General features: G+C 38.7%; 15 protein-coding genes. 4 read left to right on the top strand and 11 right to left on the bottom strand.

The genetic code is table 11. The features are described from left to right. Nucleotides 1-71: 71 nt before the first annotated feature. Both flgK and flgJ read right to left on the bottom strand, forming a co-directional pair. Nucleotides 72-2,153, bottom strand: a complete 2,082-nt coding sequence (gene flgK / locus PCNPT3_RS03330; protein ID WP_015464456.1) for a flagellar hook-associated protein FlgK — start codon at nucleotides 2,151-2,153, stop codon at nucleotides 72-74. Further along, nucleotides 2,153-3,136: a flagellar assembly peptidoglycan hydrolase FlgJ gene (flgJ, locus tag PCNPT3_RS03325; protein ID WP_015464455.1), complete on the bottom strand. Its 984-nt coding sequence runs from the start codon at nucleotides 3,134-3,136 to the stop codon at nucleotides 2,153-2,155. Before flgJ ends, flgK begins: the two co-directional genes overlap by 1 nt. 145 nt (nucleotides 3,137-3,281) lie before the next feature. On the opposite strand from flgJ, the gene PCNPT3_RS03320 reads away from it, so the two are divergent. After that, nucleotides 3,282-4,616, top strand: a complete 1,335-nt coding sequence (locus tag PCNPT3_RS03320) for a Na+/H+ antiporter family protein (protein WP_015464454.1) — start codon at nucleotides 3,282-3,284, stop codon at nucleotides 4,614-4,616. 94 nt (nucleotides 4,617-4,710) lie between these two features. On the opposite strand, the gene PCNPT3_RS03315 is transcribed toward PCNPT3_RS03320, so the two are convergent. The 7 genes from PCNPT3_RS03315 to flgB all read right to left on the bottom strand — a co-directional run bounded on the left by PCNPT3_RS03315 (nucleotide 4,711) and on the right by flgB (nucleotide 10,887). Next, on the bottom strand, nucleotides 4,711-5,811 hold the full coding sequence (locus tag PCNPT3_RS03315; RefSeq protein WP_015464453.1) for a flagellar basal body P-ring protein FlgI: 1,101 nt from the start codon (nucleotides 5,809-5,811) through the stop codon (nucleotides 4,711-4,713). Nucleotides 5,812-5,997: 186 nt separating this feature from the next. Beyond that, nucleotides 5,998-6,786 carry a flagellar basal-body rod protein FlgG gene (gene flgG, locus PCNPT3_RS03310; protein ID WP_015464452.1) on the bottom strand — a complete coding sequence of 263 codons (789 nt, stop codon included), beginning with the start codon at nucleotides 6,784-6,786 and terminating at the stop codon, nucleotides 5,998-6,000. A 33-nt stretch (nucleotides 6,787-6,819) separates the two neighbouring features. Then, entirely contained in the window at nucleotides 6,820-7,566 is a 747-nt protein-coding gene (locus PCNPT3_RS03305; RefSeq protein WP_015464451.1) for a flagellar basal body rod protein FlgF, read from the bottom strand. Between the two features lie 333 nt (nucleotides 7,567-7,899). After that, entirely contained in the window at nucleotides 7,900-9,321 is a 1,422-nt protein-coding gene (gene flgE, locus PCNPT3_RS03300) for a flagellar hook protein FlgE (RefSeq protein ID WP_015464450.1), read from the bottom strand. Nucleotides 9,322-9,333: 12 nt separating this feature from the next. After that, nucleotides 9,334-10,032: a flagellar hook assembly protein FlgD gene (locus tag PCNPT3_RS03295; protein WP_015464449.1), complete on the bottom strand. Its 699-nt coding sequence runs from the start codon at nucleotides 10,030-10,032 to the stop codon at nucleotides 9,334-9,336. A 10-nt stretch (nucleotides 10,033-10,042) separates the two neighbouring features. Continuing rightward, complete coding sequence (flgC, locus tag PCNPT3_RS03290; RefSeq protein ID WP_015464448.1) at nucleotides 10,043-10,465, bottom strand: flagellar basal body rod protein FlgC; 423 nt, start codon at nucleotides 10,463-10,465, stop codon at nucleotides 10,043-10,045. 20 nt (nucleotides 10,466-10,485) lie between these two features. Beyond that, nucleotides 10,486-10,887 (bottom strand): flagellar basal body rod protein FlgB, encoded by a 402-nt coding sequence (gene flgB / locus PCNPT3_RS03285; protein WP_015464447.1) that lies wholly within the window; start codon nucleotides 10,885-10,887, stop codon nucleotides 10,486-10,488. 63 nt (nucleotides 10,888-10,950) lie between these two features. Here flgB and PCNPT3_RS14380 point away from each other — a divergent pair, with 63 nt between their 5' ends. Continuing rightward, nucleotides 10,951-11,079 (top strand): hypothetical protein, encoded by a 129-nt coding sequence (locus PCNPT3_RS14380; protein WP_269571699.1) that lies wholly within the window; start codon nucleotides 10,951-10,953, stop codon nucleotides 11,077-11,079. Here the strand turns inward: PCNPT3_RS14380 and PCNPT3_RS03280 are convergent. Further along, nucleotides 11,065-11,898: a CheR family methyltransferase gene (locus PCNPT3_RS03280; protein WP_015464446.1), complete on the bottom strand. Its 834-nt coding sequence runs from the start codon at nucleotides 11,896-11,898 to the stop codon at nucleotides 11,065-11,067. The genes PCNPT3_RS14380 and PCNPT3_RS03280 overlap by 15 nt on opposite strands. Before the next feature lie 17 nt (nucleotides 11,899-11,915). Then, entirely contained in the window at nucleotides 11,916-12,848 is a 933-nt protein-coding gene (locus PCNPT3_RS03275) for a chemotaxis protein CheV (RefSeq protein ID WP_015464445.1), read from the bottom strand. Between the two features lie 106 nt (nucleotides 12,849-12,954). On the opposite strand from PCNPT3_RS03275, the gene flgA reads away from it, so the two are divergent. Then, on the top strand, nucleotides 12,955-13,647 hold the full coding sequence (gene flgA, locus PCNPT3_RS03270) for a flagellar basal body P-ring formation chaperone FlgA (RefSeq protein WP_015464444.1): 693 nt from the start codon (nucleotides 12,955-12,957) through the stop codon (nucleotides 13,645-13,647). Between the two features lie 151 nt (nucleotides 13,648-13,798). Further along, nucleotides 13,799-14,116 (top strand): flagellar biosynthesis anti-sigma factor FlgM, encoded by a 318-nt coding sequence (gene flgM, locus PCNPT3_RS03265; protein ID WP_015464443.1) that lies wholly within the window; start codon nucleotides 13,799-13,801, stop codon nucleotides 14,114-14,116. Nucleotides 14,117-14,132: the final 16 nt, after the last annotated feature.

Below are 14,132 nucleotides of genomic sequence, written 5' to 3'. Positions count from 1 at the left end.
TTCAAAACTCACAACGCAGGTAGGGATAATTTCAACAAGCAAGACGGATCACTTTTTTAGTTCCTTTGGTATTATCTAACCGCTTGTAAAATAGTGTCAAAGAGTTCACCCGCAACAGATATAACGCGAGCAGCTGCACTATAATGCTGTTGGAACATCAGTAAATTTGCAGCCTCTTCATCCATATTAACGCCACTCACATTTTCAACACGTTCAAAGGATTGCTGCTGTAAAATAGTGGCAGATTTCATAGAGATGTCCGCATTTGCCGTTCTTGAGCCGATTTCAGAAATCATGCCACTGTAAATATCTTGGAATGTGGCTTTATTATTATTCATTATTTTTTTGCCTTGTAAGGCTGCCATTTCTAAAATATTACTGTTATCACCATCCCCTGTTTCATTATAATTTAATGAAAATATATCACCTACCAATGGCGATCCTTGATACATTTCAACATCTATTCCCGCAATATTAAAAGTGACTTTGCCACTGAGTAAATCAGGGGTGACCGTTAGCCCTGTTAATAAGTCACCGTTGCTTTTAGGAGGAACATAATTATTCGAGGATCCCGGTACTAAACTTATTATATTGCCATCTTTATTGACGATATCATAAGTCAGGACGCCTCCTGTATTGCCCGTGATCACGATGGAAAGTGGCTCATCTTTTTTCATATAAAGGGGATCTAATGGATCATGTAATGCGCTGACGCGTAACTGTGCTGTCCCGTTATTTTCTTTTTTTTGTATTACATTTATTTCTGCACTTGCGGCTGCTATTTTTTCAGGGTTTTGATGCTGTAACGTGGCTTCTTGTGCGCCTAAACGCGTTGGACGCAGGCTAAACTTCTTACCCACTTGTGGTGGATCTGCTGCAATAATGGCATCAATACCTAAACTAAGTCCCGTATTAGGAAGATCCACGCGCTTCGTTTTAGACAAATCATTAATAGAAACAGCTTGTGTGTCCCCTGTTCTATTATTGGTTAATGTAAACGCTATTTTTTCTGCAGTTGTTGCCGTTGCTGCTTGATAATCATTGACTTCTAAAGTGAACTCATCCGCAGATAATAAACTCAAATCATCGACACGTAGACTTAATTGCGCACTCCCTAAATCATCATTATGAGCAAGTACCCTATTTTTCATACTCTGTCGCGAATTTATATCATTAAAAATATCGCCACCAATTTTCCCTTCTAATGTTTGACCTTGTTTTTGCTGTTCATTCATTGAATGGGTCAAGCCCATTATATTTTGGCCTAATTGATTAAAGGCTTTTTCAATATCATTATTACGCACATCAAATAAAGCAGATATTTTACCACCCATGCGTACGCCATCTAATTTCACCAGATTACCATTCACATTCATGGCAAGTTCTTGGCGCGAAGGATCGGGATCGCCATTGACTGAAATTATATTCAATGAGGTTGTACCCATGACTATCGATTGGCCACTACCCACATAAACATTGACCATACCATTTTTGACGGGAACAACAGATACATCAACAAATTCACTTAATTTTGCAATGGCGCGATCGCGTTCATCTAATAAATCATTGGAGCGACTATCTCCACCACTGCCGAGTACCGCCGCAATTTGTACATTTAATTGTGCAACATTCTCTGCAAGTGTGGTTAATGTTTTAGCCGAATTGGTAATGTCATGATTGATACTGTTATATTGAATTTCAAGGTTGTCATAAAGACGATGATATTGATTGATCATATTCGAAGAAGACTCTAAAAAAACTTGACGAGATTCCAACATATTAGGATGATCTGCAACCCCATTTATCGCTTTAAAAACTTCTAAAACAGGTTTTGTTGCCGATGTACTGCTATCAGAAAGCAGTGCATCTATTTGATTGGTTTGTGTGAAAACTTCTTTACTATAAGCCAATTGCGAGGTGTTCATGACATTTTCTGTAAAGGCAAAACGATCATAGGCACGTTCAATACTGTTTACCAATGCACCTCGACCAATAAAGTTACTGCCGTAGCGATCTGCGCCACCCGTAACCACCTCCACGCTTTGGCGTGAATAACCTTTGGTATTGATGTTGGCAATATTATGCCCAGTTGTCGCTAAACTTGCCTGTGAAGAGTGAATACCCGACAAGCCAATTTGAAATAAATCTGCCATTAGTTTTTATCCTCTTTTAATATTTCCTTAAAGGACTCACTTTGCATAATAGATTGCACTTTCGTTGCGTAAAGAGGATCGGTTGCATAACCCGCTTGCTGTAATTTTTCAATATACGCACTGCCATTCGTGCCTTGCTCTAATGCACCTTGATAACGTTTGCTTTGCCCTATAAATTGGGCATAATCATTAAAACTTTGTGCAATATTTTCATACGCTCGAAAATGTGAACGTCGTTTTACTGCCACACCATTTTCTACTTCTATACTTTCTTTGGCGACGCGGCCACCAGACCAACTTGCATTTGCTTTTATATTAAACAAATTAAAACTGCTGTTATTTTGTGCATCATTGATGATCTTTTTACCCCAGCCGGTTTCTAGTGCAGACTGTGCAATCAAGACTTCCGGACTGATACCCAATACTTTCGCCACTTTTTTGGCATACGGTAACAAGGTATTAATAAATGATTTTTTATCCGTAAACGCCAAGGTTTCTGAAGATGATTTCACTTTTGGCGCTCTATCGGCCATGCTAAATTCCATCGGTGCTGCTTTTTGGTTAATAGCAAAAGCGGTGCTTTCTTTCTCTATCGGAAACGCCGTTGTTTTATAGGTATTTGGCATTTGCAATTGGTCTAAGGGAACCGATTCGGTAGAGCCGGCAATAGAGGTTGGATCTAACTGTCTAACCAGTGCATCTGCAAGCCCAAGCGAGCCATGACGACTGATATCAAGTGCCAATTGCTTATCTTGCATATCTGTATAGAACTTCGTTTGTTTGTTATTAAACGGACTATCCGTTTCAAACGCTTCATTGGCTTCACGCATCGATTTTATCAGCATCGTCGCAAACATAGCTTCAAATTGATTAGCCACTTCACGAATAGCGCCTTTATCATTAGCAAGCGCTTTTTGACGCAATTGATCTAACCCTTGCAGATCAAAATAATTACTTGCTGGTGTGACACTCTGATTCGACATAATTCGCCCTGTGATTACCCTTAAGATGTTCTTTTACACATTAAGTATCTAAGCAAAAACAATGCCAAAATTGATTTTATAATTTTCTTTATTAATAACATAACTCACGTAATATGATCCCATTCATAACAATTAAGGAGCTTTTATGCTAAATCCCGTTGTCCTCGCTGTCTGTATCATGTTAGGACTGTCACTAATGCGCGTTAATGTGGTTGTCGCTTTAACATTAAGTGCCCTCATTGGCGGTTTAAGCGCTGGACTTTCACTCTCCGATACGGTGAGTGCATTTGAAGGTGGGTTAGGAGGAGGTGCAACTATTGCCCTCAGCTACGCGATGTTAGGTGCATTTGCCGTTGCTATCTCAAAATCTGGAATAACAGACTTACTCGCACACGCTGTGATCAAACGTATTCAAGGCCAACATCCTGAAACGCTTTCTAATACCATTAAGTATTCTGTGTTGATAATGATCATGCTGATGGCACTTGCATCACAAAATGTTATCCCCGTGCACATTGCTTTTATTCCTATTTTGATCCCGCCTCTACTTTCCGTCTTTAGCAAGTTTCGCTTAGATAGACGCCTCGTTGCATGCATTCTGACTTTTGGCTTGATCACACCTTATATGGTACTACCTATCGGCTTTGGTGGGATTTTCTTACATAATATCTTACTTAAAAATTTAGCTGAGAATGGTTTGCATGTTACCGCGAGCCAAGTTCCTCAAGCCATGATTTTACCGGCTCTTGGCATGGTGACCGGGCTATTAATTGCCGTTTTCTTTAGCTATAGAAAGCCACGCGATTACGCGACCGATATCAAACCTAAAAATAGTCAAGCAGACAGCACATTAAAACCGGTCAATAAACGTCATTTAATTGTCGCCTGTATTGCGATTGTCGCGACATTAAGTGCACAACTATACTCTGGCTCAATGATTATTGGCGCTCTAGCAGGATTTGTCGTCTTCACTTTTGGCGGTGTAATAGCTTGGAAAGAGACGAATGACATCTTTACCCAAGGTGTGCACATGATGGCAATGATAGGCTTTATTATGATTGCGGCTGCAGGTTTTGCAGCCGTTATGAAAGCAACAGGTGGCGTAGAAAGTCTCGTTCAACTTTTATCTACCTCAATTGGCGACAATAAACCGATAGCTGCACTCTTGATGCTAGTGATTGGCTTGTTAGTAACGATGGGCATTGGTTCTTCTTTTTCAACAATCCCTATTTTAGCGACCATTTATGTTCCGCTTGCAGTGGCTTTTGGCTTTTCTCCTATGGCAACTATTGCTTTAGTGGGTACAGCGGCAGCCCTTGGTGATGCAGGTTCCCCAGCCTCAGATTCTACATTAGGGCCAACGTCTGGACTCAATGTCGATGGTCAACATGATCATATTTGGGACTCTGTTGTACCTACCTTCCTACATTATAATTTACCGCTTATCGTGTTTGGTTGGATAGCAGCCATGACCCTATAAAAAAATGAGGCAGTAACATCGCCTCCTTTTATAAAAAAAGGCAAGTCACATGAACATGACTTGCCTTTTTTATGTTTTTTATTTGCGACAAACATTAAATAATGATCAGTTCACCTTGTAACGCGCCCGCCTGTTTTAATGCTTCTAATATCGCCATCAAATCACCTGGGGCCAGTCCCACTTGATTTACCGCTCGCACTAAATCATTCAGACTGACACCCGTATCAAAAGTAAACATACGACTGTCTTCATTGGTGATCGTTATCGTACTGTTATCGGTCACTTTCGTTTTACCACCCGCTAGTGCATTCGGCTGGGTCACCGTTTTATTTTCACTGATAGTGACGCTAATACCCCCATGCGTAATGGCAGTTGGTAATAATTTCACATCTTGGCCAATAACAATCGTACCCGTACGTGAGTTCACTATGATTTTAGCAGCGCCTCGAGCGGGCTCAAATTCTAAGTTTTCTAACGTTGACATATAAGAGACACGTTGCGATATATTACGTGGCGCAAGAACACGAACAGAGGTTGCATCCAATAACGTTGCCGTATTAGCACCCACTAAATTATTGATAGTATCAGCCATTCTTTTAGCCGTCGTAAAATCTGATTCGTGCAAATTAAAGGTTATCGTATCTCCATGGGAAAAGGGGGAAACCACTTCACGCTCTACAATCGCGCCATTAGCAATGCGTCCGACTGTTGGCGTATTTATCACCACTTTTGAGCCATCGGCACCTTCGGCTCCAAGCCCACCAACGACGACGCTACCTTGTGCAATCGCATATACATTGCCATCAACACCCTTTAAAAAAGTTTGTAGTAATTCACCACCACGTAAACTTTTGGCTTCACCAATAGCAGAAACCGTAATGTCAATTTTTTGACCGCGCTTTGCAAAGGCTTTTAATTCTGCAGTGATAGCTACTGGTGCTACATTTTTTATTTTTAATTTTTCACCAATCGGAATGTTGATACCAAAATTACGCAACATAGTCGCGAATGCTTGCTCCGTAAACTTACTGCTTTTTTCGCCCGTACCCGGTAGACCAACGACTAAACCGTAACCCACTAATTGGTTACTACGAACGCCTTGCACACTCGCGATATCTTTAATACGCGCACTGTAACTGGCGCCACTAAAAATTAATAATAAAAATGCGATCACGACCTGCGTCAAACATTTCATGGAATTCCCTTAAATTTATTACACCGGCCAATAATGGCCATAAAAAAATGTACTTAACTAACATTATATATTCATCGTACTGCACAGGCAAAATCAGAAAACCAAATCAGATTTGCATAAAATTGGCACAATTTTAAAAAACTTAAAGATCAATGACATCACATGACACGTTACATTTAATTAAATTTATAATTGCTGACTAACATAAGAAAGCATTTCATCAACCGCAGAAATTACTTTTGAGTTCATTTCATAAACTCGCTGACTTTCAATCAAATTAACTAATTCTTCCGTTACATTTACGTTAGATGTTTCTAACATACCTTGACGTAAAAACCCTAAACCATCTCCACCCGGGACGCCTTGTATCGGCGCGCCACTTGCTCCGGTTTCGGTGTATAAATTCTCACCCATAGGCTCAAGACCCGATGGATTAACAAAATCGTTTACGTTAATTTGTCCAACCACCTGGTTTTCAACTTGTCCTGCGATACGCACAGACACTTCACCCTCAGAGCCAACACTAATAGAAAGTGCATCATTAGGAATTTGAATTTGTGGCATCAAAGCATAACCCGATCCAGGTGTTACGATAATACCATCTTCATTTAATTGAAATTGACCATTACGGGTATAACCAGAACTACCATCCGGCATTTCTATTTCAAAAAAGCCACGACCATCAATCATAATATCTAAAGAGTTTTTAGTCGTTAATGCATTACCTTGTGAAAAGTTTTTTTGCACTGCAACCACTTTAGCACCCGCACCAATCATCAGTCCCGATGGTAATTTAGTATTTTGAGTCGCGTTTGCCCCCGGCTGATTGATATTTTGATAAAGTAAATCTTCAAAAATAGCACGGCTTTTCTTAAAACCAACGGTACTTGCATTGGCAAGGTTATTTGAAATAGTTGCCACATTTGTTTGTTGAGCGTCAAGCCCAGTTTTACTGATCCATAAAGCCGGATGCATATACTTACTCCTTAATTCGTTAAAATAATCAAGTTACACGACACGTAATAATGACTCTGAAGCTTTATCCATCTCTTCCGCTTTTTTCATCATTTTAACTTGCATATCAAATTGTCTTTGTAAATTAATCAGACCGGTTAATTCACTACTCATATTCACATTAGATGCCTCTAACGACCCACTCTCTATCGATACTTTGGCATCTACTATTGGATCGTTACCATCAATACGTCGGTATAAACCATCTTCACCACGTAATATATCGCGGATATTGGGGTTCACTAGTTTGATTTGTGCTATTTCTTCCATTGCATCCGCTGGCGCACCTTCGGGTCTAATTTCGACCATGCCATCCTTACGAATATTAAATTTTTCCACCGGTAAAGGGATAAAAATAGGCGCCCCTTTTTGGCTTAATACTTTATTCCCAGTTGAATCAATGAGAAAACCTTCGGGGTTAATATTTAATCCACCGGCACGAGTCATTGCTTGGCCGCCCATTTTAGAATCAACCATAAACCAACCTTCGCCTTTGATTGAAATATCCAAATCGCGTTGGGTCATTTGCAATATGCCACTTTCAAAATTTTGCCCAGGGTTTTCGGCTAAGGAGAATACCCGTGTTGGCAGACCTTCTCCGTAAGCTTGCATACTGCGAGCTTGTTCAAAACTAGATTTAAATCCCGTTTTATTGGCATTCGCTAAATTATTAGCATGAATGGCTAAGGCATTCATATTCTCTTTCGCACCAGACATTGAGATATAAAGCAGGCGATCCATATTGATTCCTTAATCGATTAAAATCGAAAGATACTATAATGTTTAAAATTTATTTACTTAAACATTAAAATGCAAAAAATATGCCAAAAAGAATGAACGGACATAATAAATAAAAAAGAAAGGATACAGGTGTAACGCGGGTACATAATAACGAGGCTATTTCACGATAATTAACATGTAATAAGCAATCAAGATACTTTGCCCACTCACACGCTTAAATACGAAGATATCGCGGTAGATAGTGTCTTCTCATGCTTGATAACATAAAAAAAGAAACAAAAACGCACCTGAAACGGTGCGTTTTAAAAACAGATAAGCAGAAAAAATGAAAAATTAACGGATCTGCAGTATGGTCTGTTGTAAGGTATTATTAATTTCTAATGCACGCGAGTTGGCTTGGAAATTACGCTGCGCGGTGATCAAATCGACCAACTCTGTCGTTAAATTGACATTAGATTGCTCTAACGCAGCCGAGTTAACCGCACCAAACGAACCGGAGTTTGCTTCACCTGCCAATGGTTCACCTGAATTTTGCGTGGCTATCCAAGATGATCCCGTTTGCGTTAAACCTTGCTCGTTACGAAAACGTACAATACTTACCCGAGATAAAGGCTGCGAGGTACCATTACTGTACGTCGCTTTTACTAACCCATCTTTACCAATTTCAACCCCAGTTAAACGCCCCACAGTCAAACCGTTTTGCTCAAGTGATGTCACCTCAAAGGCAGATGAAAACTGCGTTGGCGTTTTAAAATTTAATGTAAAACGTTGCGCGCCATCAGCCCCAGGAGATAAAACCCCAGCACCATCACCACCGGCAGCCGAACTCGGATCGTCAACACCTAATGATTGAAAGGTTAATACGACAGGAGAACTGCCTTTATAAGCACCCACAGAGTCAAATTTTAATACGGCGCCGGTATGTACATTACCATCTTTATCTACATAACTGGCAGCTTGTGGCGTACCATCAGCTACCCCATCACCATCAGCATCAACGTCATAGGTACCTGCAACTTGACCAGTTCCACCCGCTTTATCCCAAACATCGACGGGCTTACCATCAACTGTAACAAACGTTATCCACTGATTTTCACCGGTATAAGAAGCATTTTCAGGCTTCACATAATAGGTCGTCGTAATATGTGATTCGCCTAATGAATCATAAATCGTTACCGAGGTTGCATTGTTATAAGTATCTGGATCATCAGGATCAAATTTTGCCGGATCTAAGGCCTTATCACCCGCAGGTAAATTTAATGTAATGCCAATTTCAGAGGTGGGTATTGGCGTACCTGCTGTTTCTGGAATTTGTATCGGCTGCGTTGTACTTAAACTGACCGATGAAGATGTACCATCTTCATTAACCGGGAAAGCTTGTAAATAGTTACCACTATTATCAACAACAAAGTTTTCACTGTTTAATTTAAAAGTACCTGAACGGGTATAACTTAAGTCTCTATCTTCAAGGTTACCCGCAGTGGCAAAGAAACCACTACCCGTAATAGCGAGATCTAACGGATTTTGTGTGAATTTCAAACTACCTTGATGAAATTGTTGCGCAACGGCAGCGGTAGAAACACCATCACCCACTTTAGTTTTACTGTTAGTAAATAAGGAATTCGCATAAACACTTTCAAATTCTGCACGGGATTCTTTAAATCCTACCGTATTCACATTGGCAATATTATTCGCCGTTGAGTCTAAATCCGTTTGCGCAGCTGATATTCCACTTAATGCAATATTAAACGACATAATATGTTCCTCTTATTTGTTTTCTGCAACTTCAATTGCATCTACCAGTTTAATGCCAGACAATCCTTTCAAATTTAAACTTACGCCGGCTTGCCCCCCGCCTAAACTTACACTTTCGACATGCGCATACACATTTGATTCTAATCTTTCACCTTTACCATTCACCATGCCATGGGCATTAAAGGTGTACTTACCTGGAGCAACGCGTTTTCCTTGACTGTCTAAACCATCCCAATTGAAACGCTGATTTCCCGTGTCAATATCACCCAAAGTCAATGTTTTAACGACAGCTCCATTTTTATCTTGGACATCAACCATCACGCTATAAGCACCTGTTTTAGTACTTAATGAGCCTGATAGCCCTTTATCTTCCATTGAATAACCCGTATCACTCGGGATCAATACCTTTTTACCCACCAAGGAAGAGGCTTCTAGTGCTTGGCTTGAACTCAATACCCCTTTTAATCCTGCAAATTCATTACCCATTTTAGTAATGCCTTCTGCTGTTGTAAATGATGCCATTTGTGCAATCATTTCGGAGTTATCGACCGGTTTAAAAGGGTCTTGATAAGCAAGTTGTTGTGAAAGCAACGCAAAGAAATCTTCCTGCTCAAGTTGTTGCTTTTTATCCACATCTTTATTTGCAGACACTTGCTCTGGGGTTAATGGTTTATTTAAGTTTAAGAGACTATTAGTATTAATTCCGCTCATCATTTATTCCCTAGCCTTTGCCCATTTGTAATGTACGGCTTAGCATTTGCTTAGCCGCATCGGCGATTTGTACATTTGTTTGATACGAACGAGACGCACTGATCATATTTGCCATCTCTTCCATCACGTTCACATTAGAATGATAAACAAAACCATCTTTATCTGCAGAGGGACTATTCGGCGCATATTCTCGAGCCAAAGGCGCATCACTCTCCACAATACCTAAAACTTTAACACCAACACCACTGCTGCTTAGAGCACCTTTGGCTTTGTTAAGTTCGGCAGCAAAAACGGGATGACGAGCACGATAAGTTTTTTCGCTACTGCTACTAACACTATTGGCATTTGCCAAGTTACTTGCTGTTGTATTTAAACGTACCGATTGCGCACTCATACCGGTAGCAGAAATATCTAAAATACGAAATAAACTCATAATAACTCTCCAAAAAGTGTTTACTGCCCTTTAATAGCTTTACGTAAACCCGATATTTTACTATTTAAAAAATCTAAACTTGCTTGATACTGTAAACTGTTTTTCATGAACAAATTACGCTCAACTTCTGCATCAACATTATTACCATCCCCCGTATCGGGTTGATTTCCCGTACGATAATATTGATTTGATTGCTGCATTGAAAATGAATGACCGGTGCGATGTATCTCATTGGTACGACTTAATGAAATACCTGAGCCAGATCTCGCACTTAAAAGCGCTTCTTTAAAATTAAGATCGCGCGCTTTATAATCAGGTGTATCTGCATTTGTTAAATTACTCGCTAAAATTTCTGCGCGACGTGAACGAACACCCAAAGTGTACTGATGCATTCCAAGTGCTTTATCAAAATTAATCGCCATAATTTTCTCCTATGCAATTAACTATGCAACCACTGTGCCAAAAAGATAAAAGGTAGTATTTTTATGCAGATAAGTAAAATGAGAGACTTTCAAGCGGAAAGGGGAGGACGTGGAGATCTTGTCATAAAAAAAGAGGCAAATGTTGCCTCTTTTTTATTAAAAGAGGCAACAACGACATTACTTATCTTTTAATTGATAAATAATACCCGGGTTACAACGGACCATATTAAATTTATCAGTAAGTGCGGTAATCGACTCGGAAGCCCCCAATACCAGATAGCCTCCAGGATTTAATGCGCCTGCAAATTGATTTAATATTTTAGATTTAACATCGCCAGAGAAGTAAATAAGTACATTACGACAAAAAATAATGTCAAACTTTCCCAAACCCGCATAACTATCTAATAAATTATAACTTCTAAAGCTCGTCATTTTCTTGACGTCTGCTTTTATTTGCATTTTTCCAGAGCCATCAGGCAAAGCGTCAAAGAATTTTCTTTTACGATCATCAGATAGGCCTCTAGATAACGCCAACGTGTCATAAATACCCGCTTTACACTGTTCTAACATCGTATTAGAAATATCAGTACCAATGATTTGCACATTCATACCTAACACGGCTTTTTGTTTTTGATATTCAGCTGCAGTCATCGCAATGGAGTAAGCCTCTTGTCCCGAAGAACTTGCAGCTGACCACATTTTGATACTTTTCTTATTTTTTAATATTTCAGGAAACATTTTAGAGCTTAATAATTCAAAAGGGTAACGATCTCGGAACCATAATGTTTCATTAGTTGTCATAGCATCAATAACAGCCGTCCGTAATGATCGATTCTTATAACTCATCGCTTCGTTAATTAAATTAGTAAGTGTATCGATTGCAAATATATCCATTAATGGGATCAATCGACTTTTCACCAAATATTGTTTATTTCCCCCAAGTACAATGCCACATTGCACTTCTAAAAAATCTGAAAACTTTTTATAAATATCTTCGGAAAGCGCTCTCACAAATATAATCTCTCTTTTTAATTGTTTTGATCATCTAAATTAATGACTTTTTGTACTGCTGTGGCCAACTCATCAGGGTTAAACTTTGCAATAAAGTCGTCAGCCCCCACTTTTTTAACCATGGCCTCATTAAATACACCACTTAATGACGTATGTAAAATAATATGTAGGCCAGCCAATGCAGGATCAGCCTTAACCTCCGAGGTTAGGGTATAACCGTCCATTTCAGGCATTTCAACATCTGAAATCATTAACGCATAACGATCTGTCACAGATCCTGTTTTCGATATCTTTTTAAGTAAATCTAATGCTTCTTTACCATCTTTTACCATATCGCATTCTAAACCTAATGCGGTGATAGCTCTTTGTATTTGTCGTCTTGCTACCGACGAGTCATCCGCAACCAGTATTTTTTTATCTTTAATTTTTTCTTTAATAGTAGGATCAATCACATCTGCAGTAACATCGGTATTAACAGGTGATATTTCATCTAATATTTTTTCAACATCTAAGATTTCGACTAAATCACCATCGATTTCCGTCACTGCCGTCATATAGTTAAAGCGTCCAATACCATTAGGTGGTGGTAATATATTTTCCCAGTTAATATTGATAATACGCTCGACAGCGCCAACGAGAAAACCTTGAATTGAACGGTTATATTCTGTAATAATAATAAAACGCTCTTCAACATTTTCTATCGCACGCCCGCCTGTTGCAAGGTTCATATCGATAACAGAGATAGTTTGCCCACGAATATGCGCAATACCACGAATGGTTGGGTGTAATTTAGGTAAGCTAGTTAAAGGGGGACACTGCAATACTTCTTTGACTTTAAAAACATTAATACCGTAGCGCTGTTTACCGCCTAATTTAAAGAGTAGTAATTCTAAGCGATTTTGCCCGACTAATTGAGTTCGCTGGTTTACTGAGTCTAACACGCCTGCCATATAATCTTCCTTTTCTCTTATAACTTATCAAAGAATCATTCTATAATGATGCTTAATAATTAATTAAACTCTATTGAGTGCTTATTCATCCATAAATAGGATCTTTATGTTAATACGTTTTTTTATCCTTTATATCAGTTTAGGCTGTTCTGCTTCTTTTGCTGAAACTAATTATAAAAAAGACATCGAAAACTTCGCAGAAACTCTTATTCTTAATGAATATAATGCAATATATCCAAAAAACAATGAACAAAAAACCTCTATTATCGCAGTTCCTTTAAATAAAAGAATAACATACAAGAAATGTTTATCTCCTTTTTTAGGTGAGATTGTGTCAGGAAAATTAAAAAACAACGTATCGGTCAAAGTGACATGCCCCAATAAGCCACAATGGTCAACTTATGTACGCGTCCGTTCTCATCGACTTTTCCGCACCATCATCAGCGCTCAAGCTTTGCGTAAAGGTGAAACATTAAACAATAACAATATAAAAGTGACTTATTTAACAAAATCCCAATTGCGAGGTGGTAGCTTTTCACAAAAGAAAATACTTATCGGTAGCCGCCTCAAACGTAATATGGGTGCTCAAAAAATAATAAAAAATAGAGATGTTTGTTTTGTCTGTCAAAAAGATCAAGTGATCATTAGCGCAATAAAAGCAGGATTAGTAATTAAAACTTCAGGAATAGCCCTAAATAATGCTAATATTGGAGAATCTGTTAGAGTCAAAAATTCACGTTCTCAACGTATTGTTGTGGGCACCGTCTCTGCACAAAAAGAAGTACAAGTTACTTTTTAGAGTAAATTGCACTTTATTTTAGAGACGTATTGTTTTAATATTTCACATTGTTAAAAAAACTTTACATTTAAACACTTTTTTTTGTTTTTTTACTAAAGAAAGTACGCGTTTCGCCGATATAATATAAACATGATACTTTTGGAATATAATTATGAGCATCAACATTAACCGCCAAGCGACACAAAAAAACATTGTGGTTGAGCAGCATAAGGCTCAGGCGCAAAAATCATCTGTCAAAAACGCACAAAATGTTAATAATGATCAACATAAAGATTCTGTGCAATTAACGTCACAAGCGAAGAATATAAATAAAATGCAACAACAAGGTGCGACAGAGCCCCAAGTAAACAAACAGCGTATTGAATCACTAAAAGCCGCTATCACTAACGGTGATTATAAAATCAATACAGAACGACTCGCACAGCGCCTCAGTCAATTTGAAGGTGATTTTAGTCGAATTCTGAAATAAGTTTTAAGCTGAGATA

Source organism: Psychromonas sp. CNPT3 (assembly GCF_000153405.2).
Classification (GTDB): Bacteria; Pseudomonadota; Gammaproteobacteria; order Enterobacterales; family Psychromonadaceae; genus Psychromonas.
Note: the sequence above shows the minus strand (reverse complement) of the source record. Positions and strands in the feature narration are given on the sequence as shown.